Source organism: Kitasatospora sp. NPDC054768 (assembly GCF_053612025.1).
This window is the reverse complement of sequence record NZ_JBSHBN010000008.1, coordinates 21,400-46,398: the sequence shown is the minus strand read 5'-3', so window position 1 is coordinate 46,398 and position 24,999 is coordinate 21,400. Positions and strand designations below refer to the sequence as shown.

The window sequence follows — 24,999 nt, the reverse complement described above, 5'->3', positions numbered from 1 at the left end:
GGAGGGCGGACCGGACCTCCGGTTCCCGGACGGCCCGACCCGCGGAAGTACTCGGATCGCCCCCGGAACGCCACGCTAGGCGCAAGCCGCCGCACCCCGCCTCACGACGTCCGCCAAACGCTGATCACACTGAGTGACGACAGTGCGCCGATGCTCGGCGGGGCGCTGGACCTCGTCGGCATCGCCCTGCCCGAGACGGAGCGGCACCCGTACGCGGGCGCCGCTCCGCCTTCCGGGGCCTTCCGGGGCCGTCCGGGGCCTGACGGTTCGTTCCCACTCGGATCCCGCCCGAACGCTCGCCATCGACGCGCCCCGGGCACAGGCTGCTTCCGTGACCGTGTCCGTACGGACGCGGTGCGAGCGGAAGGACGACACATGACGAGCACACGCGGCCGCATCGCCGCCCTGGCGGGCGCCTTCGCGGTGGTCGCCGGCACCACCCTGGCGACCCCCGCCCTCGCCTCCACCGGAGCCGGAGCCTTGGCCGGAGCCGGAGCCGGAGCCGGGGCCGGGGCCGGAGCCTTGGCCGGGGCCGGAGCGTTAGCCGAAGCCTCGGCCGACGGCGAAGCCCTGGCCGGCGGCGGGATCACCGGGCAGGCACCCTGCCCGGACGCGCCCGAGTTCACCTGCGGGACCCTCACCGTCCCGCTCGACCACAGCGGCGCCACCCCCGGCAGCCTCGACCTCGCGGTCGCCGTCACCGGCAACACCAAGGCCCCCAGGGGCGACCTGCTGTTCCTCACCGGCGGCCCCGGCCAGCCCGGCGTCCCGGCGATCAAGCAGATCGCGGGCAAGCTGGAGCCCGTCCTCAAGGACTACCGCCTGGTCATGTACGACCAGCGCGGCACCGGCCGGAACGCGCTCCAATGCCCCGGCCTCCAGGAGGACATGGGCTCCTCCGACCTCGCCCTGCCGCGCAAGCGGTCCGTCGCCGACTGCGCCACCGCCCTCGGCACCGACGCCCGCCACTACAGCACCGCCGACACCGTCGCCGACATCGACCTGCTGCGCCGTGCCCTCGGCGACCGGCGCCTCACCCTGGACGGCGTCTCCTACGGCACCATCGTCGCGAAGCGGTACGCGCTCGCCCACCCGGCGCACGTGGCGCGGCTGGTGCTCGACTCGGTGGCGCCGCCACAGGGTTTCGACCCCCTCGACCTGGCCGCGCTGCCCGCGAGCGCCCGGGTCCTGCGGGCCGCCTGCCGGGCCACCGGCTGCACCACCGATCCGGCCGCCGACCTCGCCACCACCGTTCGGCGGTACGGCAACGGAGCGCAGATCCTGAGTGCGCTCACCGGCTACGAGTTCATCGACCCGGACTACGGCGGGGTGCCGGACATCCTGCACGAGGCCGCCGCCGGGCAGCCCGCGAAGCTCCAGGACTTCTTCGAACTCGTCCACCGGGAGGTCGACGCCGCCCCGGCCGGGGATCTCAGCCAGGGGCTGCACTCCGCCACCCTGTGCGCCGACTCGCACTTCCCGTGGGGCACCACCGACACCCCCGTCGGGGGCCGGCCGGCCGCGCTGGAGCGCACCCGGCAGCGGCTGACCACCGAGCAGACCTGGCCGTTCGACCCTGCGACCGCGACCGGGCTCGGCAGCCTCCTGGTCTGCCTGGACTGGCCGCGCGAGCCCGTCCCGCCGATCCTGCCGGCGCACCGCAAGCTGCCCGACGTGCCGGTGCTGCTGCTCGGCGGCGACCGGGACCTGGCCACGCCTTATGAACTGCTCTTCCAGCAGGCCGAGTTCGCGCACCATCCGCGGATCGTGATCGTCCCGGGCGCGGCGCACTCGGTGCAGAACCGGGCGGCGAACCCGGCCGGACGGCAGGCGGTGTACGACTTCCTGCTCAAGTAGTGGCAGGCGTTGGCCCCGGGGCGACGCTACGGACGCCGGTCGGTCCACTCCTCGGCGGGGGTGCGGATGGCGAGGACGGCCATGTCGTCGTGGCCGTCGCTGGGGTGATGGTCGGCGAGGAAGCGGACGAGGTCGTCCAGGGGTTCGCCCGCGTGGGCGGCGGCGAGCTCGGCGAGGGTGTCCAGGCCGTCGCGGACGGCGGGCCCCCCGCCCCGGGATTCCGGAGCAGGGAGCCCGCCGGCCGGACGTCGGGCGCCGGACGTCAGGCGCGGCAGGTCCCGGTGGACCAGTCGACGGTCGCGGCGGCCTGCGAGTACTGCCACTCGGGGCCGAGCAGGTCGCGGTCGAGCTGCGCGGCCGCGCCGCGGCTCTCGACGATGTAGCCGAAGTCCTGCAGCCAGGCCGGGTACAGGTTCTTCGAGCCGATGTAGAAGGCCGAGTCGTCGACCGAGACCAGCTTGTGGTGCAGCGCGTACGGGTGCCCGTCGGCCCAGGTGGCGGTGGGGGCGGCGCGGAAGGAGGCGAGCTGGAGGTTGCCGCAGAGGGCCGCGGCGGCCTTGCCCTGGTCGCCGGTGAGCGCGGTGAGCCGGGCCTTCAGGACGTCGCTGATCTCGACGAGGGACTTCATCTGCGAGTAGCCTCCGCTGCCCACGGTGCCCCGGTTGGCCGGGTCGCTGACCACGATCCGCACCTTGACGCCGGCGGCCAGCTTGGCGGCCAGCGTGTCGTAGAGCCGGGAGTCGTAGCGCGAGAGCGGCGGGCAGGTGCCGTTCAGGTCCTGCTGGGAGATCTCGACGTGCCGCTGGGCGCTGCCGACCAGGGCGCGCAGGGCGTTCTCCTCGGGGTTGACGGTCTCGTAGTCGCGGTCGGCGTTGGTGTTGTCGTGCAGGGTCAGCGGGCCGCACTTGGCGTCCGCCGCCCCGGGGACGGGACCGGGCTGGTAGCGGGAGGAGGGGTCCGCGTCCTTGATGCCGACGCCGAGGCCGCCGACGGCTATCACCGGGACGTTCCCGGCGGCGGGGGCGGGCGGGTTGAGCTCGCGTTCGATCGACGGGCGGCAGGCGCCGCCGTCCGAGGAGGCGAACCACGCGTTGTCGAGCAGGCCGGTCCGGCCGCAGGTCCACTCCCACAGGGTGTCCAGGTAGCGGCCGGCGGAGGTCGCGGCGGGGCCGGTGAGCGCGAGGTCGACGTCCGAGACGGGGTGCGCGGTGTCGAGGTAGTCCTTGCTCCAGCCGTTGATGCCGCCGGTGAGGACGGTGCGCCCGTCGACCACCAGGAGCTTGGAGTGGTTCCAGGAGAAGGCGGTGCGCGAGGCGGTCATCGAGGCGATGTTGAGGCTGACCGAGGAGGCGGCCGGTCCGAGCTTGGCGACCAGCTCGTCCCGGTAGCGCGACGGCAGCACGTTGGCGTTGTACAGCGGCGCCGCGCCGACGAGGATGCGCACGACCGGGCGGTGCCCGGCGGCGACCGAGGCCTTGAGCCCGGCGACCAGGGCCTCCTCGAATCCGCCGTCGGGGAACGGCGCGAGGCTGGAGACGTCGACGGTCCGGGTGGCGGCGGAGACGTCGGCGGTCATTTTCGCGAGCAGCGCGCGGGTGCCGGGCCGGTCGGCGCAGGTGGCGTCGCCCCAGCAGGCTGGTGTCTGGAACAGCCAGTCGGCGGGGCCGCCGGCCCGGTCGGCGCCGGCCAGGGCGTTGCCGTCGGTGCGCTGCCAGACGGTGCCCTCCAGGCCGGGCGACACCTGGCGCAGCACCTGCTCGACGGCGTCGAGGTGGGCGGTGTCCGTGCCCTGCGCGGGCGCGGAGTCGGCGTGGGACGGCGCGACCGGCAGGACGGTGAGCAGGGTGCTGGCCGCGACGGCGGCGAGGGCACCACGCAGAGCGCGGCGGGGTCGGCGGGAGCCGGGTCGGTACACGTGAGGATCCTTCAGAACATGGCAGGCGTCGTGCTGTTCGCCTACGAGACACCCAGAGACTACCGGCTGGTAACAGGCCGTCAAACTTGGGCATGACAAGAGCGCGGACGGGCCCGGCCGACCCCGGCGAGATCCGGCCCACGCCCCTGAGCTGCACGACGCCGCCGGCCGAGCGACCGCGCAACCGTCCGGCAGCTGTTCGCTGCCCAGGGAGATCACGCCGCCGCGGGCGGTCGACGGAGGAGTACGAACATGCCGCCGCGCCGTTGCCGGAGGATCATGAAAGCAGTGGACGCGCCGGTCTCCGCGCCTCCCCGGATCCGCCGAGCCTGTCGGTCCGCTGCCAGGCCCCACCTCCTGGAGGTCCCCGTGAACAGCTCACCCGCGTCAAGTCCCGCCGGGCCGATCGTCGTCGGTACGGACGGCTCGGAGCCCGCCCGCAGGGCCGTGCTCTTCGCCCTTCGCGAGGCACAGCTGCGGAGAGTCGGCGTACGGGCCGTCTGCGCCTTCGGCGGCCGGCACGCCGATCCGCCGGACCGGGCCATGACGGGCTGGTTCCGCCCGAGCGGCGATCCGGAGCCGCATCTGCACGACGCCGTCGCCCGTGAGGTGACGGACCTGGTCGAGGAGCTGCGACAGCAGGTCGGCGAACCGTATGTCGAGGTCGAGGTGCGCTGCGAGCACGGCCGCCCCGCTCAGGTCCTGCTGGAGGAGAGCCGGGACGCCGGCCTGCTGGTGGTGGGCACCCGCGGTGCCGGCCGCTGGGGCCGGCTCGCCCTCGGCTCGACCAGCACCGAGATCGTCCACCACGCCCGCCTCCCCGTCGTCGTCGTACCGCCCGAGCCCGGAGCCGCACCCGGGTGAACCCCTGCGCCCGGCGTCCCGTCGAGGGCCTGCGGACAGGTGCGCCGGGGAAGGCCGGCGTCTCCGTGTTCACCGTGCGCGGGGTGGCGTTCGCCGGGTCGCGGAACACCCGGTGCGACCGCCCCGCCACGAGATCGATCCCGCCCACGGCCGTCACGCCGGACGGCGAGGCGCTGCCCGCCTTCCAGGACACGCGGGTCGGGGCCGGCAACACCAGGTGTCCGTCCGGTCAGCCGGGGACGGTGGCGCCGCCGCGTTTCCCGCTCGCCGCCACCGCGGCCGGGCCCGTCGTCCCGGGCACCGCGCGCCAGGCGCGGGCGGCGAGCGCACCGGAGGCGAGGGACACGGCGCCGAGGGCGGCGGAGGCCGCGGTGAGCCCCAGGGTGGCGCCGAGCCAGCCGGCCAGGGGGTAGGTGAGCAGCCAGCAGCCGTGGGAGAGGGAGAACTGGGCGGCGAAGACGGCGGGAAACTCCTCGGCCGCCACCGAGTCGCGCAGGACCCGGCCGGTGGGGGTGAGGATCAGCGAGCCGACCGCGCCGAACGCCGCCCAGACGGCGAGCAGGACGGGCCAGCGCCAGGCGCCCGGCCCGGCGGCGGTCAGCGCGGCGAGCAGGGCGAAGAGGCCGACGATGCCGAAGGCCGCCGGGAGCATGACGGTCCGGTCCGGCAGCCGGTCCAGCACCCGGGGCAGCAGCAGCGCCACGACCATCGACCCGGCCCCGTAGGCGCCGAGCGCGATCGGGACGTCGGTGGCGGGGCGGCCGAGCGGGCCGCGGACGTAGACGACGGTGTTGACGATCACCATCGCACTGGCGGCGGCCGCCGCGAGGTCCAGGGCGAGCATCGCGCGCAGCCGGGGCACGGCGAGGAACAGCCGGGTGCCGCGGACGGACCGGGCGAGGACGCCCCCACCGGGCCGCGCCCGCTCCCGCTTCGACCGGACCGGCTCCGCCCGGGTCGGCTCCGGGCCGCCCTGCCCGACCGGCTCCGGCCGTACCCGCTTCGGCAGGGCGGCGGAGACCACCAGGACGGCGGAGGCGAGGAACCCGGCGGCGGTGCCCCAGAACAGCCAGTTGTAGCTGATCAGCGCGAGCAGGGCGGCCGCGAGCACCGGGCTGACCAGGCTCTCGGTGTCGTAGGCGAGCCGGGACAGCGACAGGGCGCGGGTGTACGCGCGCTCCTCGGGCAGCACCTCGGGGATCACCGACTGGAAGGCCGGGGTGAAGGCCGCCGAGGCGGATTGCAGTACGAAGATCAGGACGTAGACCTGCCACACCTCGGTGACGAAGGGCAGGGTGAGGGCGACGCCGGCCCGGGTGAGGTCGGAGGCGGCCATCAGGCGTCGGCGCGGGATGCGGTGGGCCAGCGCGGTGACCACCGGGGCGATGCCGACGTACGCGAGCATCTTGATCGCCAGTGCGGTGCCGAGCACCGATCCGGCGTCCGCTCCGGCGAGGTCGTACGCGAGGAGGCCGAGCGCGACGGTGGCGAGGCCGGTGCCCACCAGGGCGACGATCTGGGCGGCGAACAGGTGCAGATAGGTGCGGTTGCGCAGCACGGACAGCATGGAGGACCCCGCTCGGACTGGGCGCGGCAGGACGACACGGCCAGGATAGGTCAACATGTGCACGCATGTGCACATGTTGACGAAAAGGCGGCCCGTACCCCGGAGGGCACGGGCCGCGGAGCCGGAAGGTACGGGTCAGTCGTGCGGGGGGAGCTCGCCGATCTGGTGGTCGGCGACGCTCAGCGCCTCGTCGACCAGCCGACGCAGGTGGCCGTGGCGCAGCGCGTAGACGACGCGCCTGCCGTCCTTGCGGGTCGTGACCAGGCCGGCCAGCCGGAGCTTGCCGAGGTGCTGGCTGACCGACGTCCGGGGGGCCCCGGTCGCCTCGGTCAGCGTGGTCACGTCGGCCTCGCCGGCGCTCAGCCGCTGGAGCAGGGCGAGCCGGGTGCGGTCCGCGAGCAGCGCCAGGATGCCGGCCGCGGCCTCCAGCCGCTCGTCGTCCCGATGCTCCTGCGCATGGTGTGCACCTGATATCCGAAGGCTCCCGCTCATGGCGCCATCGTAGGGCCCCGGGCCGGCCTGCCGAAGCGCCGCGACACCGGCCCGGGCACCGCCCGGCCGGAGGGGCCGCCATGGGCTCCTCCGGCCGGGTCGTCATCTCACGCGGTCACGAGCTCACGCGGTATCGAGCTCACGCGTTCATGCCCCACAGGAAGCCCGGTACGGGCGTGTAGCGCACGTACGGACTCCACTCGTCGCCCGGCGGGCAAGGGGTGGGCGGGCACGGCGGCGGCGGGCACTTGCTGTCCTCCACCGTGATCGCCACGCACGGGCAGTCCTTGCTCAGCCCGACCTCGGTCACCGCGTGCTGCGGCAGGCTGTAGCCCTCGGGCGCGGAGACCTCCTGCCAGTAGTACGTGCCCAGCGGGAGACCGCTCGCGGAGCAGACACCCGACGCGGGGGTGACGCACGGGGAGCCGACGGCCGTGTCGGGGTTGGCCCCGGAGGTCTGCAGACCGGGCACGCCGTTGCTCTCGCGCCACAACTGGAAGACCGCGCCCGCCAGCGGCCGGCCCGAACCGGCGTCGACCTTGGTGACGGAGGTCGACCCGCTCGGAGCGGGCGTCTTCCCGTCCCGGACGGTCACCTGGATGTTCTGCCCACCGGTGTCGAGGACCACCGTCGTCACCGCGGGCCGCGGCAGGTCGTAGCCGGGCGGAGCCGCCGTCTCCTGCCAGTAGTACGTCCCCAGCGGCAGGCCGTCCGCCGAGCAGACGCCCGACGCCGGCGTGACGCAGGCGGAACCCACGGCGGTGTCGGGGTTGGCCCCGGAGGTCTGCAGACCGGGCACGCCGTTGCTCTCGCGCCACAGCTGGAAGGAGGCACCCGCCAGCGGCTGTCCGGTGACGGAGTCGACCTTGGTGACGCCGGTGGTGCCGGTGGGCGCGGTGGTCTGGGCGTCGGCGACGCCGACCGGGGTGTGCTGCCCGTTCATGTCCAGCACCACGGTGGTCACGTTGAGCTCGGGCAGCTCGTACCCGTCGGGCGGCGAGACCTCCTGCCAGTAGTACGTGCCCAGCGGCAGGCCGTCCGCCGTGCAGACGCCCGACGCCGGGGTGACGCACGGGGAGCCGACGGCCGTGTCGGGGTTGGCCCCGGAGGTCTGCAGACCGGGCACGCCGTTGGTCTCGCGCCACAGCTGGAAGACCGCGCCCGCCAGCGGCTGCCCCGTCCCGGCGTCGGTCTTCGTCACGGTGGTGGACCCGGTGGGGGCGGTGGTCCCGGTGTCGGCGACGTTGACCGGGGTGCTCTGCCCGTTGGTGCTCAGCACCACGGTGGTCACGTTGAGCTCGGGCAGCTCGTACCCGGGGGGCGCGGCGGTCTCCTGCCAGTAGTACGTGCCCAGCGGCAGGCCGCTCGCCGAGCAGACACCCGACGCCGGGGTGACGCAGGCGGAACCCACGGCGGTGTCGGGGTTGGCCCCGGAGGTCTGCAGACCGGCCACGCCGTTGCTCTCGCGCCACAGCTGGAAGGTCGCGCCCGCCAGCGGCTGCGAGGTCGCCGAGTCAATCTTCGTCACACTGGTGGAGCCGGTCTCGACGACCGGGCTCCGGGTGTCCCGGACGGTGACCGGGACGTTCTGGCCGTTGGTGTCGAGGACCACGGTCGTCACCGCGGGCTGCGGCAGGTCGTAGCCGGGCGGAGCCGCCGTCTCCTGCCAGTAGTAGGTGCCCAGCGGCAGGTCGGCGGTGGTGCAGAGGCCGTTGCTCCCGGTGGTGCAGGGGGCGCCCACCTTGGTGTCCGGGGTGGTCCCCGAGGTCTGCAGGCCCGCGACGCCGTTGGTCTCACGCCACAGCTGGAAGGTGGCACCCGCCAGCGGCTGCGAGGTCGCGGAGTCGACCTTCGTCACGCTGGTCGACCCGGTGGGAGCCGGGGGGTTGCCGCAGTCCGGGAGGTCGCCGTTGAAGGGGTAGGCGTGGAACTCGGTCCCGGTCATGCCCGAACCGGAGTTGTGCAGCAGGGTGCCGGTGGTGAAGAACCGTCCGTTCAGGCCGGGCAGGTTCATCGTGGCGGTGCTGGCCGGGTTGCCGACCAGCACGCTGCCCTGGAACTGCCCCGATCCCGTGAGGGTGACGGTCGTCGCGGTGGGGAAGTTCCACAGCAGTCGCTCGCGCAGTTGGTTCCAGGGGTCGGTGTCCTGGAGGCTGCCGCTGTAGGTGTTGATGGTGCGGGCGCCGCCCACGAGGTTGACGAGCACGGTCGCGTTCGCGGGGATTCCGGCGAACGCGACGCCCTGGGTGGAGCCGCCGAGCCCGACGATGTCGAAGTCGACGTTGAAGACCTGGAGGGCGGAGGTGCCGTCACCGGTGAACAGGGTCTGGAACCCCTGGTTGACGGCGGTTCCGGTGGCGGGGCGGGGCGTGCCGACCCCGGCGTAGCAGGCGCTGGCCGTCTGCAGTTCGCCGCGCAGCGGCGTATAGGCGGCCACGGCCCGCGGGTCCTGGACCTTGGTGCCGGTGATGGTGCCGGTGGTTGTGCCCGCGTAGCGGACGACGCCTCCCTCGGCCAGGAGCGACTGCCCCGGGGCCACGGTGACGTTGCCTCCGGCGGTGAGGAAGTCGGCCCCGTCCGGCGGGGGGACGCGCGAGCCGACGCCGACGATGCCGATGTTGTAGACGGAGCTGACTCCGGCGGCCTTGTTCATGCTGAAGGAGCCGAGGGTCACCACGTGCCCCTCGGCCTCGGCGGCCGAGCCGCTGACGTTGAAGTCGCCGCCGACGAAGATGTTCACGCCGGCGTCGCGCCCCGCGAAGGGCCCGTTGTTGACCGGCGGGAACGTCGCCGGGCAGTCCGCGCCCAGGCAGGGCCCGAGGCCTCCCGGGAGGCCGGCCGCGTAGGCGGCCGTCGGTGCGACGAGCGACATGCCGAAGGGGACGAGCGTCAGGGCCAGGGCGGATCCCATCACCCTGCCTAGTCTTCGTCCCCAGCCGACGGCGGTCGTCGGATGCTGACTGGGCTTCACATCAGTCCTTTCATCACATGAACACAAAGACAACCCTCGGAGTGTTCTCCTCGAAGCCCCGAGCGGCGGCGACCCACCGGTGTTTTCGTCTGAACGCTGCGCCAGGTGCACCCGATCGGACGCGACCCACGCGCGGACCCGGCGGACCCGGCGCAGGCGCACCGGCAGGGTCTCCCGGCCCCGGATTGGGGTCCTCCGGCCCTGATGCGCCGTCAGCGCCGACCCCATCCTGGACGCGTCGAGGCCCACCCGCCGCCTCGCCCGAACGACACCACGAGTCCCCGGAGGACCCGCATGTTCTGCTTCCAGTGCGAACAGACCGACCGCACCGGCGCCACCCCCGGCTGCGCCGGTCCGATCGGCAACTGCGGCAAGGATTCCCCCACTTCGGACCTCCAGGACCTGCTCATCCACGCGGTCAAGGGCATCTCCCAGTACGCCGCCAGGGCCCGCGCCCTCGGCGCCCCGGACGACGAGGCCGCCGCCTTCGTCCTGTACGCGGTCTTCACCACACTCACCAACGTCAACTTCAACCCCACCCGCTTCGCCGCCCTGATCCAGCTGGCCGTCGGCGTCCGCACCCGGGCCAAGGAGCGCTACGAGCGGGCCGCGCGCGCCGCCGGCCAGGAGCCGCAGACGCTCACCGGGCCCGCCGCCTGGACCCCCGGGGCGCACCCGGCGACGCTGGTGGGCCAGGCCCCGGACGTCCGGGTGAACCTCGGGCTCCCCCTGGTCGGGCCGGAGGTCGTCGGGCTCCGCTCGCTCCACCTCTACGCGCTCAAGGGCATCTGCGCCTACGCCCACCACGCCGACGTGCTCGGCCGCCGCAGCGCCGAGGTCCTCGGCGGCGTCGAGGACGCCCTCGCCTACCTGGCCGGCGAGCCGACCGACCCCGCCGAGCTGCTGGAGCGCGCCGTCGGCCTCGGCCGGCTGAACCTCGCCGCGATCGAACTGCTCGACGCCGCCAACACCGGCACCTACGGCCCCCAGCAGCCCACCACGGTGCGCACCACCCCCGTCGCCGGAAAGGCGATCCTGGTCAGCGGCCACGACCTGCGGGACCTGGAAGCCGTCCTGGTGCAGACCAGGGACCAGGGCATCAACGTCTACACCCACGGCGAGATGCTCCCCGCCCACGCCTACCCGCTGCTCAAGGCCCACCCGCACCTGGCCGGCAACTACGGCGGCGCCTGGCAGGACCAACAGCAGGAGTTCGCCGCCTTCCCCGGCCCGATCCTGATGACCTCCAACTGCATCATCGAACCGCACGTCAGCTACCGCCGCCGGATCTACACCGCCGGACCGGTCGGCTGGCCCGGCGTCCGGCACCTCGCCGACCACGACTTCCGTCCGCTGATCCAGGCCGCCCACGCCCTGCCCGGATTCCCGGAGACCGCCGCCGAGGAGGAGGCCGTCACCGTCGGCTTCGGCCGGGACGCCGTGCTCGCGGTCGCCGACCAGGTGGTCCACGCCGTGCGGCAGGGCACCATCCGTCACTTCTTCCTGATCGGCGGCTGCGACGGCCCCACCCCCGGACGCGACTACTACACCGACTTCGCTCTCGGCGCGCCCCGGGACAGCGTGGTGCTCACCCTCGGCTGCGCCAAGTACCGCTTCAACCGGCACGACTTCGGCGAGATCGCGGGCCTCCCCCGGCTGCTGGACCTCGGCCAGTGCAACGACACCTACTCCGCCATCCGGATCGCCACCGCGCTGGCCGACGCCTTCGAGTGCGAGGTCAACGACCTGCCGCTCACCCTGGCGCTGTCCTGGACCGAGCAGAAGGCCGTCGCCGTGCTGCTCACCCTGCTCGCCCTGGGCATCCGCAACATCCACCTCGGCCCCTCGCTGCCTGGCTTCCTGACCCCCGCCCTGGTCGACGAGCTGGTGAAGCGGTTCGACCTGCGGGTGATCGGCGACCCGGCGGCCGACCTGGCCGCGGCCCTCGAACGGACGGCGTCATGAGCATCGCCGACCCGGTGGAGGCGACCGGCTCGCACCCCGTCACCCTCACCACCAGCGACGGCGGCCGGCTGGAGTTCGACTGCGCCCCCGGCCGCAGCGTCCTGGAGGCCGCGGCGGAGGCCGGCGCCGCCCTCCCGGCCTCCTGCCGCCGGGGCACCTGCGGCTCCTGCCACGCCTCGGTCACCGACGGCCCGTACGAACTCGGCGGCCCGCAGGGCGCCTTCGGCCTCCACGAAACCGGCCTGCGTCCACGCTGGTTCGTGGCCGGCGGCACCGGACTGGCCCCGCTGCTGGCGATGGTCCGCCGGATGGCCGAGTGGCAGGACCCGCAGCCCGCCCGACTCCTCCTCGGCGTCAACGAACCGCAGGACGTCTTCGGACTGGACGAACTGGCCTCCGTGGCCGCCGAGTTGCCCGGCTTCCGGTACGACATCTGCGTCCGGAGGCCGGGCCCCGACCGGTCCGGACCGACCGGCACCCCGGCCGACCTCCTGGCCGCCGCCCTCCCCGAACTCGGCACCACCACACCCGACCTGTACGTCTGCGGCCCGCCACCCCTGGTCGACGCCGTCCTGCGCACCGCCGCACTCGCCGGCGTACCGTCCGACCAGATCCACCGGGAGCGCTTCCTGGCCACCTGACCCCCGCCGCCCCCGCCCCTCACCCGCCCGGGCCGCCCCCGACCTGATCGGCGAGATCGTGACAGGACAGGCAGGCAGACCGATATCTCCACCGGCCTGTCCCAACATCACGAGCCGGGTCGCCTCGTAGACCCCGGGAGGAGCCCAACCCAGCGGTCGACGCTTCTCGTCCCGGCACCGAACCGACCGGCCGGTCCATCGCGGCGGGTCCTGCAGGGCGGCAAGTGCGGCCGGAAGCGCACAGCTGCGGGCCGCGGTGGTCATCTCTTCTCGTTCCTCCGTCTTCCGGGGAAGTTCCCCCACCCTCTGGGGCCGCCAACGGGCCAATCCGGCAAAGATCTTGAAAATGCTCCTGTGACGTACATCACATATCAGGTCGGCCATTGTCTCCTCGCACCGCCGGTTGCCCCCGGAACGTCCAACGGGATGCCCGTAGTTCACTTGGCCGAGGTCGCCGCCCGCCAGGTCCGCACCCCAGGGGGCCTGCCATCAAGACCTCTCGCCGCCGTTTCCGGCCATCGCCGAACGACCGGCCGATCACAAAGGGCCCGTCCCGGCCATGCCTGTCCGACCGATCCTCAGGCGTCGGCACCGAGGGGTTCCTCGCCCCGGAACAGCTCATCGGCGGACCGATCACGCATGCCGTGGATCTCTACGCCTTCGGCATGGTGCTGTGCCATGCCGCCGGAACCGCGCCGCTCCCGGACGGCGAATCCCTGGCGTGCGCCCTCAGCCTGCCGCCCTCCCCGAGGGCAGCTTCGCCTGCAACCGCAGGACGTACGCGGTGTTCGCGAGGACGAACTGCCGCTGCGGTCCGAAGTGCGCTGGTGCGGCGGCGATCCGGCGCGGCTCCGCGTGGGCGGAGCGGACACCGTTCCGTCCCTGGACTGTTCTGTCGGAGTCCCGTGCGATGCTCAGCCGTCATGGACACCCAGCAGTTCTGGAATCTGGTCGAGGAAGCCCGCTCGCAGGTGCCGGCTCCGGACAACGGCTACGCCGTCGCGCGCCGGGCCGGCGCGCTACTCGCGCTTCGCCCCGCCGAGGAGATCGTCGCGGCCCAGCAGGTCCTGTGGAACCTGATGGCCGACTCGTACCGGGCCCCGCTCTGGGGCGCCGCCTACCTGGTCAACGGCGGTTGTTCCGATGACGGATTCGACTACTTCCGCGGCTGGCTGATCACCCAGGGCCGCGCGACCTTCGACAGCGTCATCACCGATCCGGACCGGCTCGCCGCACTCCCGGCCGTACGGGCCTGTGCCGCCGGCGGAACCGACCTCGAATGTGAGGAAACCCTGACCATCGCCTGGAATGCCTACCGGGAAGCCACCGGAGAAGACCTTCCCGGCGACGCCTTCACCATCTCGTACCCGCCCCTGGACCCGGACTGGAACTTCGACTTCGGCGACGACAACCGGCTGAGCCAACGGCTGCCACACCTGGCCGCGCTCTACTCGGACTGACGAAGCGGACATCGGGGCGCCGCACGAGACCCGGGCCAGGAACGGGCCACCTCCACGGTCGCGCGGCCAGGGTTGGAACACGGGCGGCCGCGAAGTGGCCGACCTGCCGCACACGCTGATGCCGGTCACGCCCGGAGAGGCATGCCCGGCATCAGCGTGTGGAACGAGCGGCTGCCCCCGTGTCACCCGATCTGGATGGCGGCGACCCTCGGCGGTCGGTTCGGGAAGGTGATGTCGGTCCAGCGTTCGATCCTCACGGAGTCACCGTTCACGTCGTAGTACGTCAGGTCGTTGTTGCCCGTGGAGATCCGGTCGACCCACCAGCCACCGAAGTCGGTCCTCCCCCCGTTCGCGTAGCAGTCGACGCTGTCACGGCCGTCGAGGTGCGACCAGATCTTCAGGAAGTCATTGCGGCCCCCGTCGCACTGGACGTGGTCGATGGCGAAGGCGTCGCCGCTCGGCAGGCCGACGGTGGCCGTGGCGGCTGCGGCGAACGCCATGGCCATGGAACAGATGGCCCTCTTGGTCTTCGAGATCACGGATTCTCCCTCGTACGAGGCCCGGGGCGCGGCCCGGCGCTGTCAGTGGCGTCACGTCATGACGGAACGGTGCTCGGCCGATTCGGTGAACGGCCGACCGCGCACCGGTCCGATTCCTCCCGGCCGCGCCTGTCGGTGACACGGCCGCATGACCCGGACCCTCAACGTAGTGACCCCCGTCCCCCGTCCGGCCGCAACACTCCGAATGCGAACCGGCGGGCCGAGACATCACCCGATCGTGGCGCTCACGTGCGGACGAGGGGCCGGGAGGGGGCTGCTCCCCCTCGGAGGTGCTCGCCCGAGCGGGGAGGACGTCGGTGCCGGGGGTGTCTCCGTCTTCCTGAACTCCGCCGGCACCGTGCGGTCGCAGGTCCTGCTCGGGGCGCGTGACACGGCCTCGGTCCGACCGCCCGGCGCGGGCCCGTCGGGATGCGTCCCGGCGGGCGCGCGCCGTTCCGGGGCTCGTCGGGAGCAGGGCGGACCGGGCTACTCCGTCGTCCGGTCCGGCTCGGTGGCCGGGGCGTCGTACTCGGCGAGGGTTTCGCGGGTGAAGCCGAAGAAGTAGGTGGCCAGGAAGCCCGCGAGGTAGCCGGTGAGCAGTCCGCCGCCGTAGACGGCGGCGCCCGCGAGGAGTCCGTGCGGGCCGGCCAGCAGGGGGAAGAGGGCCCAGCCGGAGGGACCGATGGCGGTGGAGCCCACCGTGCTGCCGAGTTGGCCGGCCACTCCGACGAAGGCGCCGCCGGCCGCGCCGCCGATGCAGGCGGTGATGAAGGGGCGCCCCAGCGGCAGGGTGACGCCGTAGACCAGGGGTTCGCCGACGCCGAGCAGGCCTGCCGGGAGGGCGGACCTGATGGTGGCCCGGATCGAGGCGTTGTGGCGCAGCCTCAGGTAGACGGCCACGGCACAGCCGACCTGCCCGGCGCCGGCCATGGCGAGGATCGGCAGCAGGACGGTGGAGCCCTGCTGCTGGATCAGGGTGGTGTGGATCGGGATCAGCGCCTGGTGCAGGCCGAGCATGACCAGCGGCAGGAAGAGGCCGCCGAGCACGAGTCCGGCGAGCAGGCCGCCGTGGGCGAGCAGCCAGGTGGCGGCGTGGCCGATGGCGGTGGAGATCTCCCCGGCGACGAACATCAGGCCGAAGAGTGCGGCCAGCCCGCCGAGCAGCACGGTGACGGTGGGGGTGACCAGCACGTCCAGGGCGGCGGGCACCAGCCGGCGGGTCCAGCGTTCCAGGTGGACGGCCAGCAGTGCGGCGCCGAGCGCGCCCACCACGCCGCCCTGTCCGGGGGTGAGGTGGTGGCCGAAGGCCTCCACCTTGGTGACCCCCGCGTAGACGATCACGCTGGCCACGGCTCCGCCGAGCACGGGTGTGCCGCCGAACTCCTTCGCCGTGTTGTAGCCGACGAAGACGGCGATCAGGGACATGAACCCGGAGGAGACCGGGCCCAGGGCGGTGACCAGTGCCGGTGCCCAGCCGAGGTTGGCGAGGGCCCCGGCGAGACCGGCGACGATCCCGCATCCGATCAGGGCGGGGATCAGCGGGACGAAGATGTCGGCGATCCGGCGCAGCGCCCGTTTCACCGGGGTCGCGTTGCGCACCCGGGCCTGGGCCCGGATGCGCTCGCCGCGCCCGGCGAGGTCCTCGGCGGTGGGGGCGGCCGCCGGCCCGGCCGCCCCGTCCTGCGGGCCGGGGGGCTCCAGGAGCAGGCGCAGCCGCGCGGTGACCCCGGCGACGGCGGCGGGCCCGAGCACGATCTGGTAGGTGTCGTCCTCGACCGTGCCCAGGACCTCCGGCAGCGCCCGGAGCGCCTCGGTGTCGACCAGGGCGCGGTCCGCCAGGCCCAGCCGCAGCCGGGTCATGCAGTGGGCGACCGAGCGGATGTTGGCGGCGCCACCGACCAGCGGGAGGATCGCCTCGGCCACGGCGCGGTTCTTCTCGTCCGACATGCCGGGTGACGTACCCGGGTGCTCCCCCGGCTCAACCGCCTTGGTACGCGGCGGTTCTGGACCCCGTGGCCGGAGCCGGTGCGCCGGCGGCGCCGTCCGTCCGGTCCGGGAGCGGGTCGTCGTCGGCTCCGGTGGTGCGCACCCGGTGCACGTACCGGTCGATGAGGTGGCGCAGCACGGTGGCGGTGGTGACGACGTCCGCCTCGGGGACGCCGTCCAGCGCGTCGGCGAGCCCGATGATGTTGGCCTGTTTCAGACGGTCCAGCACGTCCCGCCCGCCGGGGGTGATGGCCACCTGGCGGGCCCGCCGGTCCTGGGCGTCCTGGCTGCGTTCCACCAGCTGCTGGCCCTGGAGGCGGTCGATCTGGCGGGTGACGTGGGAGGGTTTGACCATCAGGCGGTCGGCCAGGTCGCTCACCCGGCTGGCCTCCGCGCGCTCGGCGAGCGCGCGCAGCAGGTAGACGTCCGAGCGGGCGGCGGTGATGCCGGCCTTGGCGGTGCGGCGCTCGTGTTCCTGTGACCGTGTCAGCAGGTAGGCCAGGGTGGCCAGGACGTCCTCCAAGCCGTCCAGGCCGTCCAGGCCGTCCGGGCTCTGTGGCCCGCGGGCGGTGGTCCGATCGTCTTCGGCGTCTTCTTCGTCCGACATGGGGGAACTGTAGCGATCCGGTTCGGGCGGCGGCCGGGGCGGGGAACCGTGGCCGGATTTCGGACAGATTCGGCCGGCGCCCGGCACGCCCTTCCGCCACCACGGAACGCGAGCTACCGTGACGTTCAGTTAGTTGCTTTCGGCACATAAATATGGCCCGGCTCAACTCCCGGAAGGGGATTCACTGATGGCCACCGCCGAGAAGACCCCGCGGTTCACCCACCCCGCCGCCCGCGGCACCTGCCCGTTCGCCCCGCCGCCCGCCTACGACCAGGCCCGGCAGGAGGAGCCGGTCGGCCGCGTCACCCTGTGGGACGGCTCCACCAGCTGGCTGGTCACCCGCCACGAGGACGTCAAGGCGGTCCTCTCCGACGCCCGGTTCAGCTCCGACTCCACCCGGGCCGGCTACCCGTTCATCAGCGCGGGCGCCCGGCAGCTGAACACCGGACGGCCGACCATCATCCGGATGGACGCCCCGGAGCACACCCACTTCCGCCGGATGCTGACCGGCGAGTTCATGATCAAGAAGGTCGAGGCGCTGCGCCCGGAGATCCAGCGGATCGCCGACGAGCTGCTGGACCGGATGACCGACGGACGCTCCGGCGCCGACCTCGTCCACGAGTTCGCCCTGCCGCTGCCGTCCCTGGTCATCTGCCTGCTGCTCGGCGTCCCCTACCAGGACCACGACTTCTTCCAGAAGTGCAGCCGCGTCCTGCTGCGCCGCGACTCCAGCGCCGAGGACGTCGCCGACGCCCAGGCCCAGCTGGTCGACTACCTGGTCGGGCTCACCGAGACCAAGCGCACCCACCCCGACGACGGCATCCTCAGCCGCCTGGTGGAGCGCGGCGAGCTGAGCACCCAGCAGATCGGCGACATGGGCCGGCTGCTGCTGATCGCCGGACACGAGACCACGGCGAACATGACCGCGCTCTCCGTGCTCGCCCTGCTGCGCAACCCCGACCAGCTCGACCACCTGCGCGAGCACCCCGAGTCCGTGCCCGGCGCGGTCGAGGAGCTGCTGCGCTACCTGACCATCGTGCACTCCGGCGTGACCCGGGTCGCCACCGAGGACGTCGACCTGGCCGACGTGCGGATCGCGGCGGGCGAGGGCGTCATCTGCATGGTCAACACCGCCAACCGGGACGAGCGGGAGTTCCCCGGCGGCGACGAGCTCGACCTGACCCGCGACGCCCGCCGCCACCTGGCCTTCGGCTTCGGCAGCCACCAGTGCCTCGGACAGCCGCTCGCCCGCCTGGAGTTGCAGATCGCGCTGGCCACCATCCTGCGCAGACTGCCCGAACTGCGTCTGGCCGTACCGTTCGAGGAGGTCCGCTTCCGCGGCGAGATGCTCGTCTACGGCGTCCACGAGCTGCCGATCGCCTGGTGACCCGGGCTCCCCCGGGAGCCCCCACGACCCCGTCGACCCACCTGCCCCTACGCGGAGTTCACCTCCCCGGGGCACCCGCTCCGAAAGGAAGACCATGCTCGTCCGGATCGACCAGGAGAAGTGCTGCGGCGCCGGGCACTGCGTGCTCGCCGCCCCCGACGTCTTCGACCAGCGCGACGAGGACGGCATCGTCGTCCTGCTCGACGCCCAACCGCCCGCCGAGCTCCACCGGGCCGTCCAGGACGCCGCCGCCGTCTGCCCGGCCGCGGCGATCCACCTGGAGCAGGTGTGACCGCACTGCGGGAGGTGGCCGTGGTCGGCGCCGGCGCGGCCGGGCTGCACGCCGCCGAGGCGCTGCGCAGGTCCGGCTACGACGGCCGGCTCACCCTGATCGGCGCCGAGCCGGAGCCGCCGTACGACCGGCCGCCGCTGTCCAAGCACCTGCTCGGCGGGCAGTGGCAGCCCGACCGCCTGGCCCTGCGCGGCCCCGAGGCGCTGGACGGGCTCCGGCTCGACCTGCGCCTCGGGGTCCGGGCCGAGCGGCTGGACCGCCGGGAGCGCACCGTGCGGCTCTCCGACGGCCGGCGGGTGCGCTGCGAGGCCGTCGTCGTGGCCACCGGCGTCCGCCCGCGCCGGCTGCCCGGCGCCGACGCACCGCGGCCCGGCGCGCACGTGCTGCGCACCCTCGCCGACGCCCTCGCCCTGCGCGAGGAACTGCGGCCGGGCACAAGGCTGTTGGTGGTCGGCGGCGGACTGCTCGGCGCCGAGGCGGCGGCCACCGCCGTCGGGCTCGGCGCCGAGGTGACCTGGCTGGCCTCCACCGCCACGCCGCTCGCCGCCGTCCTGGGCACCGAGACGGCCGCGCTACTGGCCGGCCTGCACCGCGAGCACGGGGTGCGGCTCCACCGGGGCGTGGCCACCGGGCTGCTCGAACGGCGCGGCCGGGCCGCCGGCGTCCGGCTGGCCGACGGCACCGAACTGGCCGCCGACGCCGTGCTGATGGCCGTCGGCTCCGAGCCCGCCACCGAGTGGCTGGCCGGCAGCGGCGTCCCGCTGGACGACGGCGTGGTCTGCGACGCCTACTGCGCCGCCGGCCCCGGCGTCTGGGCGGCCGGGGACGCCGCCTCCTGGCCCGACCCGCGCACCGGCCGCCACCGGCGCCTCGAACAGCGCACCAACGCCACCGAGCAGGCCATGCACGCGGCCCGGAACCTGCTGGCCGGACCGGACGGCGTCCGGCAGGCCTACCGGCCGGTCCCGTACCTGTGGACCGACCAGTACGGACTGCGGGTGCAGGTGTTCGGCTGGCCCGGCGGCGCCGAACGGTTCGAGGTCGTCGACGGCAGCCTGGAGGAGCACCGCTTCGCCGCCGTCTGCGTCCGCGACGGCCTGGTCACCGGCGCGGTCGGGATCGCCTCCGCCAAGGCGCTGCGCGGGCTGCGCGCCCAGGTGGCGGCGCACGGCCCGTGGCCGCCCGAGCCGGCCTGAGCCCCGGTCCGGGCCGTCCCTGGACACGGGGACGTTCCGCCCTGGGCACGGGCCCGGGTACGGTCCGCCGGCCGCTGCCGCCCGCCAACCGGGCGAGGCGGCGGGCGGACCGGCATGGTGCGGGGCCCCGGAGCGGCCGCCCCCGGAGACTGGTGGCCCGCATCCGGCCAGGGGAGCAAGCGCATGGACGACCGCAGCCGCCGAGCCGGCCCGGGGCCCGCTCCGACCCTCGCGGTGAGCCCCCGGGCCGGTGTCCTGGGCACCGCGCTGGCCGCCGTGCTCGCCTTCTCGATCTCCTCCGGCTCGTGGCAGTGGTTCTCCACCTACCTCGGGCTGACCCTCCTCGCGGTGGTCCTCTCCTCCACCCGCCCGCCGGCCCGTGCGACGGACGCGGGAGCCGGCTACGCCCGGAGCCTGGCCGCCTACGCGCTGGTCATCGGCCTGACCGTGGCGCTCGCCCTGGCCCCCGCGATGCAGCGCTGGTCCTGGCTGTTCCCGATGCCCGGCACCCGCCGCGACTGCCCCCACCTGGGCGACTACGCGCGGCTGCAGGCGCAGGCCGCCCTCGGCGACCTCGCCGCCGGGGACGGCGCCGCGCTGGCCACCGCACAGGACCAGCAGGCCCGGCACGCCGTCGCCGACTGCCTGTCCGCCACCACCACGCTCTGGCTGCCGGTGTACGCACTGGCTGCGGCCCTGCTGGCCGTACTCCTCGTCCTGCTGCTGGACCGGGTCCGCGGCCGGCGGCAGCCGTCCGGGACGGCGGCGGGCTGACGGGCGGCGGCCGCGCGCGCCCACCTGCCTCCCGCCGTACCGCTCTCCCGCCGCTCCGCCGCCGGCGGTCTACCGATCGAACAGCCCTCGGACTATCGTTAGTTGGCGGAAGCTATCGAATTCCCACTCCGACCCGCCGGCCGGCCCCGGCCCGGTCGGCCGGCAGGAGGCAGCGGTGGCGACACGACTCTCCGGCGGCGGCAGGACCGGGCGGCCGCGCCCGGCCCGTACCGCCGTGGAACCGGATCACCCCCGGTACAAGTGGGTGGCCCTGTCCAACACCACGCTCGGCACCCTGATCGCCACCATCAACGCGTCGATCGTGCTGATCTCGCTGCCCGCGATCTTCAACGGCATCGGTCTGGACCCGCTCCGGCCGGGCAACGTCAGCTACCTGCTGTGGATGCTGATGGGCTACATGCTGGTCACCGCCGTCCTGGTGGTCACCCTCGGCAGGCTGGGCGACATCCACGGCCGGGTGCGGATCTACAACGCCGGTTTCCTGATCTTCACCCTCACCTCGGTGGCGCTCTCCCTCGATCCGCTGCACGGCGGGGCGGGCGCGCTCTGGCTGATCGGCTGGCGGGTGGTGCAGGCGGTCGGCGGCTCCATGCTGATGGCCAACTCGGCCGCGATCATCACCGACGCCTTCCCGGCCGACCGGCGCGGCACCGCGCTCGGCGTCAACATCGTCGCGGGCATCGCCGGATCCTTCATCGGCCTGGTCCTCGGCGGGCTGCTGGCCGAGTGGAACTGGCGCTCGATCTTCTGGGTCAATGTGCCGATCGGCCTGCTCGGCACGGTCTGGGCCTACCGGTCGCTGCGCGACACCGGCGTGCGCAGGCCCGCCCGGATCGACTGGTGGGGCAACGTCACCTTCGCCGTCGGCCTGACCGCCCTGCTCGCCGCCATCACCTACGGCATCCAGCCGTACGGCGGCCACACCATGGGCTGGACCAGCCCCTGGGTGCTGGCCGGGCTGTTCGGCGGGGTGGCGCTGCTGGCCGTCTTCTGCCTGGTCGAGTCCCGGACCGCCGAGCCGATGTTCCCGCTCTCGCTCTTCCGCGACCCGGTCTTCACGGGCGGCAACGCGGCCACCCTGCTGGGCTCGATCGCCCGCGGCGGGCTGCAGTTCATGCTGATCATCTGGCTCCAGGGCATCTGGCTGCCGCTGCACGGCTACGACTACGCCGACACCCCGCTGTGGGCCGGCATCTACCTCGTCCCGCTGACCGTCGGCTTTCTGGCCGCCGGACCGATCGCCGGCTACCTGTCGGACCGCGCCGGGGCCCGGCTCTTCGCCGCCGGCGGGCTGGTGGTGATGGCGTTCTCCTTCGCCGGGCTGCTCCTGCTGCCCACCGACTTCGGCTACCCGTGGTTCGCCCTGCTGGTGTTCCTCAACGGCCTGGGCGGAGGACTGTTCGCCGCCCCCAACACCTCGCTGATCATGTCGAGCGTGCCGGCCGCGGCCCGCGGCGCCGCCTCCGGCATGCGGGCCACCTTCCAGAACGCCGGCATGGTGCTGTCGATCGGCGTCTTCTTCTCCCTGATGGTGGCCGGTCTGGCCGGTTCGCTGCCGCACACCCTCACCGCCGGACTGACCGCCCAGGGCGTGCCCGCCGCCGACGCCCGCAGCATCGCGTCGCTGCCGCCGGTGGGCACCCTGTTCGCGGCCTTCCTCGGCTACAACCCGATCCAGCAGCTCCTGGGCCCGCACGTGCTCGGCCAGCTGCCGCCGGACAACGTCCGGACGCTGACCGGCCGGGAGTTCTTCCCGCAGCTGATCTCGGGGCCCTTCCACGACGGACTGGTGGTGGTGTTCTGGCTGGCGATCGCGATGTCGCTGGTCGCCGCGGCCGCCTCGCTGGTCCGCGGGCGGCCCCGGCCCGCTTCCGCGGCGCCTGCTTCCGCAACGACTGCTTCCCCGGCTCCCGCCGCCGGGGCGACGGCCTGCGGGGCGACGGCCGCCGGGCCGCGAGCGGCGGCGGAGCCACCGGACACCGCTCCGCAGGCGCCGACGAAGGAGCACGGACCGTGAGCGCCGACGGTGACGGGCTCTCCGCCGAGTCCGTGGTCCGGCTCCGCCTGGCGATAGGCCGGCTCAACCGCCAGCTGGTCCGTGCCTCCGGGGACCAGGACCTCACCGCCGCCCAGCTCTCCGCCCTGGCCCGGGTGGAGCAGCACGGTCCGCTGCGGCTCGGCGAACTCGCCGCCCGCGAGGGCGTGGCGGTCCCGTCCATGGTCCGCACCGTCGCCCCGCTGGTCGCCGACGGCCTGGTCGCCAAGAGCCCCGACCCGCAGGACGGACGCTCCCAGCTGCTCGCCCCCACCCCGCTCGGGCTGGAGACCCTCTCCCGGATCCGCCGCGAGCGCACCGCCCTGCTGGCCCGGCGCAGCTCCCGGCTCACGCCCGAACAGTGCCGTGCGCTGGAGGCGGCCCTGCCGCTGCTGGAACTGCTCCTGGAGGAACCCGGCTGATCCACCGCCGCCGACACGCCCCGGCCCGGGCAAGCACCCCCGGCCCGGCGGGTGGCAGGCTGGCGCGATGACTTCCGACCCCGCCGCCGCGCCCGCCGACTGGCACACCCCGCCCGAGCCGACACCGTTCCAGGGCGGCGAGGCCTTCCGGGGGGCGGACGTCGGGACGGTGCTGGAGTTCTGGCGCTACGCGATCCCCGACCTCCGGACGAACACCACCCGGGGCCTGTTGGCCGAGTTCCTGGTCCACCGGGCGGTGGGCGCGGTCCGGCGCAACGCGGAGTGGGAGAGCTTCGACGTCCTGGCGCCGGACGGGCTCAGGATCGAGGTGAAGACGAGCGCCTACCTCCAGGCCTGGGGTCAGCGCCGGCTGTCGGAGATCCGCTTCTCCCGGCTGCGCGGCCGCACCTGGTCGCCCGAGGACGGAGACGCGGCGGAGCAGTCCTACAACGCCGACGTCTACGTCTTCGCCCTCCACACCGCGCGCACCCACGACGACTACGACCCGCTGGACATCGGCCAGTGGGACTTCTACGTCGCGCCCCGCGCCCTCGTGGAGGCCACCGGGCAGGCCGGCCTGGGGCTGGCCTCCGTACGGCGGCTGTGCGGCGAACCCGTCGCCTACGAGCAGCTGCCGGAGCACATCAGGGCCGCCGTGGACGCACCGTCGGGTCACTCGGGCCAGGGCACCGAGGTCTCGACGCCGGTGGTGTAGTCGACGCCGGGGACGTCCCAGCCGTACAGCTGGCGGAACTGGTTGTAGAACCAGGCGGCGCCGTCCGGCTGGGCGGCCAGCGCGCCCGCCGGGTCGGCCCACAGCTCCCGCACCCGGTCCTGCACGGCGGGGTCGAGCTCCCAGCCGTCCAGGCGGATGCGGCCCTGCCCGTCCAGGGTGAGCTCCTTCGCGCCGGTCAGCTGCTCCCACAGGTCCACGGCCTGGTCGTCGGTGGTGCGCCAGCCGTCCTCGCCGAGGACGACGCGCAGCAGCGAGGTGTAGAGGGCGATGGAGGGGATGGCGGTGGACGCCTGGGTGACGGCCGCACCGGCGACGACGGTGAACGCCCGGCCGCGGTCGGCGAGCAGTTCGGTCTGCAGCTGACGGGCGGTGGTCTCCAGGTGCTCCTTGGCGGCGCCGATCGTGCCCTGCCGGTAGACCGGCGCGGTGATCTCGGAGCCGACGTAGGACAGGGCCACGGTGGTGAAGCCGGGGCCGAGCAGGTCCTCGTCGGCCAGCGCCCGCACCCACAGCCGCCAGTCCTCGCCGCCCATCACCTTGACGGTCGCCGCCCGCTCGGCCTCGTCGGCCGGGGTGAGCTCGACGGTGCCGATCCGCGGGGCGCCGTCCTCGAAGAGCAGGGACGGCGAGGTGTACGGCGAGCCGAGGGGCTTGATCACCGAGTGGTGGACCTCGCCGGTGGCCGGGTCGGTGCGCCGGGGCGAGGCGAGCGAGTAGACGAGGTAGTCGACCGGGCCGTAGCGCTCGGCGAGGAGCTTGAGCACCTCGGCGCGGGTGGCGTCCGCGTAGGCGTCGGCGTTGACGAAGGTGAAGTCTCCCCCGCTCCGCTCGGCCAGGGCCGAGGTCGCGGCGGTGCGGTACCAGCCGGCGGTGGCGGTGCGCCGCTCGGTGGCGGCGGCCTCGTAGCCGACGCCGATGCCGCGGATGCCCTGGCGGCGCAGCCCGGCGAGCAGCAGCGCCTGGCCGTATCCGGCGCTGGCACCGAGGACCAGGGCGACCGGGGACCGGCCGGTCGGTGCCGCGGGCGCGATGCGCTGCCACTGGCGGTCGACGGTCGCCGCGCTGCCGGCCGGGTGGGAGTTGACGATCAGGTAGCCCCGCTGCTTGGGGGTGATCTGCTGGATGCTCACGTGCTGGCGCCCTCTCCGATCCGGAGATCGTGATCAAGGTGTCGGTCGTCCGGAGCCTATCCGCGCCGGGGGGCGCCGCCTTTGCCATGCCGTCACGGAAGATGCGGCCTCCACTTGTCGGAGGTCGTCCTTGCGGCGGTGC

21 protein-coding genes are annotated in these 24,999 nt (G+C 73.9%); 12 read left to right on the top strand and 9 right to left on the bottom strand.

Translation table 11 applies throughout. From position 1 onward, the window contains the following. The first annotated feature begins 375 nt into the window (after window positions 1-375). Window positions 376-1,857: an alpha/beta fold hydrolase gene (locus ACWGKU_RS03955; protein WP_452177329.1), complete on the top strand. Its 1,482-nt coding sequence runs from the start codon at window positions 376-378 to the stop codon at window positions 1,855-1,857. Window positions 1,858-1,883: 26 nt separating this feature from the next. Here ACWGKU_RS03955 and ACWGKU_RS03950 read toward each other — a convergent pair whose 3' ends face one another. Together ACWGKU_RS03950 and ACWGKU_RS03945 are read right to left on the bottom strand one after the other, a co-directional pair. Then, window positions 1,884-2,180 carry a hypothetical protein gene (locus ACWGKU_RS03950; protein WP_452177366.1) on the bottom strand — a complete coding sequence of 99 codons (297 nt, stop codon included), beginning with the start codon at window positions 2,178-2,180 and terminating at the stop codon, window positions 1,884-1,886. Continuing rightward, window positions 2,120-3,772 (bottom strand): phospholipase D-like domain-containing protein, encoded by a 1,653-nt coding sequence (locus ACWGKU_RS03945; RefSeq protein ID WP_401055131.1) that lies wholly within the window; start codon window positions 3,770-3,772, stop codon window positions 2,120-2,122. Before ACWGKU_RS03945 ends, ACWGKU_RS03950 begins: the two co-directional genes overlap by 61 nt. Before the next feature lie 369 nt (window positions 3,773-4,141). Between ACWGKU_RS03945 and ACWGKU_RS03940 the strand changes: the two genes are divergently transcribed. Next, window positions 4,142-4,636, top strand: a complete 495-nt coding sequence (locus ACWGKU_RS03940) for a universal stress protein (RefSeq protein WP_401055130.1) — start codon at window positions 4,142-4,144, stop codon at window positions 4,634-4,636. Between the two features lie 229 nt (window positions 4,637-4,865). On the opposite strand, the gene ACWGKU_RS03935 is transcribed toward ACWGKU_RS03940, so the two are convergent. From ACWGKU_RS03935 to ACWGKU_RS03925, 3 genes are all read right to left on the bottom strand, one after another. Then, window positions 4,866-6,203 (bottom strand): MFS transporter, encoded by a 1,338-nt coding sequence (locus ACWGKU_RS03935; protein WP_452177328.1) that lies wholly within the window; start codon window positions 6,201-6,203, stop codon window positions 4,866-4,868. A gap of 135 nt (window positions 6,204-6,338) precedes the next feature. Beyond that, window positions 6,339-6,695, bottom strand: coding sequence for an ArsR/SmtB family transcription factor (locus ACWGKU_RS03930; RefSeq protein WP_380540857.1), 357 nt, complete (start codon window positions 6,693-6,695; stop codon window positions 6,339-6,341). A 139-nt stretch (window positions 6,696-6,834) separates the two neighbouring features. After that, entirely contained in the window at window positions 6,835-9,606 is a 2,772-nt protein-coding gene (locus ACWGKU_RS03925; protein ID WP_452177364.1) for a SpaA isopeptide-forming pilin-related protein, read from the bottom strand. Window positions 9,607-9,960: 354 nt separating this feature from the next. On the opposite strand from ACWGKU_RS03925, the gene hcp reads away from it, so the two are divergent. The 3 genes from hcp to ACWGKU_RS03910 all read left to right on the top strand — a co-directional run bounded on the left by hcp (window position 9,961) and on the right by ACWGKU_RS03910 (window position 13,732). After that, window positions 9,961-11,631: a hydroxylamine reductase gene (gene hcp / locus ACWGKU_RS03920; protein WP_452177327.1), complete on the top strand. Its 1,671-nt coding sequence runs from the start codon at window positions 9,961-9,963 to the stop codon at window positions 11,629-11,631. After that, window positions 11,628-12,272, top strand: a complete 645-nt coding sequence (locus tag ACWGKU_RS03915; protein ID WP_452177326.1) for a 2Fe-2S iron-sulfur cluster binding domain-containing protein — start codon at window positions 11,628-11,630, stop codon at window positions 12,270-12,272. Before hcp ends, ACWGKU_RS03915 begins: the two co-directional genes overlap by 4 nt. Window positions 12,273-13,195: 923 nt before the next feature. Next, the gene (locus ACWGKU_RS03910) at window positions 13,196-13,732 is read left to right on the top strand and encodes a DUF4240 domain-containing protein (RefSeq protein ID WP_401055015.1); all 537 of its coding nucleotides are present in this window, start codon (window positions 13,196-13,198) and stop codon (window positions 13,730-13,732) included. Window positions 13,733-13,914: 182 nt separating this feature from the next. On the opposite strand, the gene ACWGKU_RS03905 is transcribed toward ACWGKU_RS03910, so the two are convergent. The 3 genes from ACWGKU_RS03905 to ACWGKU_RS03895 all read right to left on the bottom strand — a co-directional run bounded on the left by ACWGKU_RS03905 (window position 13,915) and on the right by ACWGKU_RS03895 (window position 16,864). Next, the gene (locus ACWGKU_RS03905; protein ID WP_380351537.1) at window positions 13,915-14,232 is read right to left on the bottom strand and encodes a beta/gamma crystallin domain-containing protein; all 318 of its coding nucleotides are present in this window, start codon (window positions 14,230-14,232) and stop codon (window positions 13,915-13,917) included. 525 nt (window positions 14,233-14,757) lie between these two features. Further along, entirely contained in the window at window positions 14,758-16,218 is a 1,461-nt protein-coding gene (locus tag ACWGKU_RS03900; RefSeq protein WP_452177325.1) for a PTS transporter subunit EIIC, read from the bottom strand. 31 nt (window positions 16,219-16,249) lie between these two features. Further along, window positions 16,250-16,864: a MarR family winged helix-turn-helix transcriptional regulator gene (locus tag ACWGKU_RS03895; protein WP_452177324.1), complete on the bottom strand. Its 615-nt coding sequence runs from the start codon at window positions 16,862-16,864 to the stop codon at window positions 16,250-16,252. A gap of 187 nt (window positions 16,865-17,051) precedes the next feature. On the opposite strand from ACWGKU_RS03895, the gene ACWGKU_RS03890 reads away from it, so the two are divergent. The 7 genes from ACWGKU_RS03890 (at window position 17,052) to ACWGKU_RS03860 (ending at window position 23,706) form a co-directional block, all read left to right on the top strand. Beyond that, window positions 17,052-18,251: a cytochrome P450 gene (locus tag ACWGKU_RS03890; RefSeq protein ID WP_452177323.1), complete on the top strand. Its 1,200-nt coding sequence runs from the start codon at window positions 17,052-17,054 to the stop codon at window positions 18,249-18,251. Window positions 18,252-18,345: 94 nt separating this feature from the next. After that, window positions 18,346-18,543: a ferredoxin gene (locus ACWGKU_RS03885; protein WP_401047040.1), complete on the top strand. Its 198-nt coding sequence runs from the start codon at window positions 18,346-18,348 to the stop codon at window positions 18,541-18,543. After that, on the top strand, window positions 18,540-19,739 hold the full coding sequence (locus tag ACWGKU_RS03880; RefSeq protein WP_452177322.1) for an NAD(P)/FAD-dependent oxidoreductase: 1,200 nt from the start codon (window positions 18,540-18,542) through the stop codon (window positions 19,737-19,739). Before ACWGKU_RS03885 ends, ACWGKU_RS03880 begins: the two co-directional genes overlap by 4 nt. A gap of 183 nt (window positions 19,740-19,922) precedes the next feature. After that, entirely contained in the window at window positions 19,923-20,513 is a 591-nt protein-coding gene (locus ACWGKU_RS03875; RefSeq protein WP_452177321.1) for a hypothetical protein, read from the top strand. A gap of 175 nt (window positions 20,514-20,688) precedes the next feature. Beyond that, window positions 20,689-22,551, top strand: a complete 1,863-nt coding sequence (locus tag ACWGKU_RS03870) for an MFS transporter (RefSeq protein WP_452177320.1) — start codon at window positions 20,689-20,691, stop codon at window positions 22,549-22,551. After that, a complete protein-coding gene (locus ACWGKU_RS03865) occupies window positions 22,548-22,991 on the top strand; it encodes a MarR family winged helix-turn-helix transcriptional regulator (RefSeq protein WP_380351521.1) in 444 nt (147 codons plus the stop codon). The genes ACWGKU_RS03870 and ACWGKU_RS03865 overlap by 4 nt, the downstream gene beginning before the upstream one ends. 67 nt (window positions 22,992-23,058) lie before the next feature. Beyond that, a complete protein-coding gene (locus ACWGKU_RS03860) occupies window positions 23,059-23,706 on the top strand; it encodes a hypothetical protein (protein ID WP_452177319.1) in 648 nt (215 codons plus the stop codon). Here ACWGKU_RS03860 and ACWGKU_RS03855 read toward each other — a convergent pair. Next, a complete protein-coding gene (locus tag ACWGKU_RS03855; RefSeq protein WP_401047026.1) occupies window positions 23,664-24,857 on the bottom strand; it encodes an enoyl-[acyl-carrier-protein] reductase FabV in 1,194 nt (397 codons plus the stop codon). The two genes, ACWGKU_RS03860 and ACWGKU_RS03855, sit on opposite strands and share 43 nt — an antisense overlap. Between the last annotated feature and the right edge of the window lie 142 nt (window positions 24,858-24,999).

What these genes read in the sequence shown, in the direction of transcription:
- ACWGKU_RS03885 (WP_401047040.1), top strand. Translation starts at nt 18,346, where the DNA reads ATGCTCGTCCGGATCGACCAGGAGAAGTGCTGCGGCGCCGGGCACTGC.
- ACWGKU_RS03895 (WP_452177324.1), bottom strand. Translation starts at nt 16,864, where the DNA reads ATGTCGGACGAAGAAGACGCCGAAGACGATCGGACCACCGCCCGCGGG.
- ACWGKU_RS03875 (WP_452177321.1), top strand. Translation starts at nt 19,923, where the DNA reads ATGGACGACCGCAGCCGCCGAGCCGGCCCGGGGCCCGCTCCGACCCTC.
- ACWGKU_RS03935 (WP_452177328.1), bottom strand. Translation starts at nt 6,203, where the DNA reads ATGCTGTCCGTGCTGCGCAACCGCACCTATCTGCACCTGTTCGCCGCC.
- hcp (WP_452177327.1), top strand. Translation starts at nt 9,961, where the DNA reads ATGTTCTGCTTCCAGTGCGAACAGACCGACCGCACCGGCGCCACCCCC.
- ACWGKU_RS03905 (WP_380351537.1), bottom strand. Translation starts at nt 14,232, where the DNA reads ATGGCGTTCGCCGCAGCCGCCACGGCCACCGTCGGCCTGCCGAGCGGC.
- ACWGKU_RS03955 (WP_452177329.1), top strand. Translation starts at nt 376, where the DNA reads ATGACGAGCACACGCGGCCGCATCGCCGCCCTGGCGGGCGCCTTCGCG.
- ACWGKU_RS03925 (WP_452177364.1), bottom strand. Translation starts at nt 9,606, where the DNA reads ATGGGATCCGCCCTGGCCCTGACGCTCGTCCCCTTCGGCATGTCGCTC.
- ACWGKU_RS03910 (WP_401055015.1), top strand. Translation starts at nt 13,196, where the DNA reads ATGGACACCCAGCAGTTCTGGAATCTGGTCGAGGAAGCCCGCTCGCAG.
- ACWGKU_RS03900 (WP_452177325.1), bottom strand. Translation starts at nt 16,218, where the DNA reads ATGTCGGACGAGAAGAACCGCGCCGTGGCCGAGGCGATCCTCCCGCTG.
- ACWGKU_RS03915 (WP_452177326.1), top strand. Translation starts at nt 11,628, where the DNA reads ATGAGCATCGCCGACCCGGTGGAGGCGACCGGCTCGCACCCCGTCACC.
- ACWGKU_RS03890 (WP_452177323.1), top strand. Translation starts at nt 17,052, where the DNA reads ATGGCCACCGCCGAGAAGACCCCGCGGTTCACCCACCCCGCCGCCCGC.
- ACWGKU_RS03930 (WP_380540857.1), bottom strand. Translation starts at nt 6,695, where the DNA reads ATGAGCGGGAGCCTTCGGATATCAGGTGCACACCATGCGCAGGAGCAT.
- ACWGKU_RS03860 (WP_452177319.1), top strand. Translation starts at nt 23,059, where the DNA reads ATGACTTCCGACCCCGCCGCCGCGCCCGCCGACTGGCACACCCCGCCC.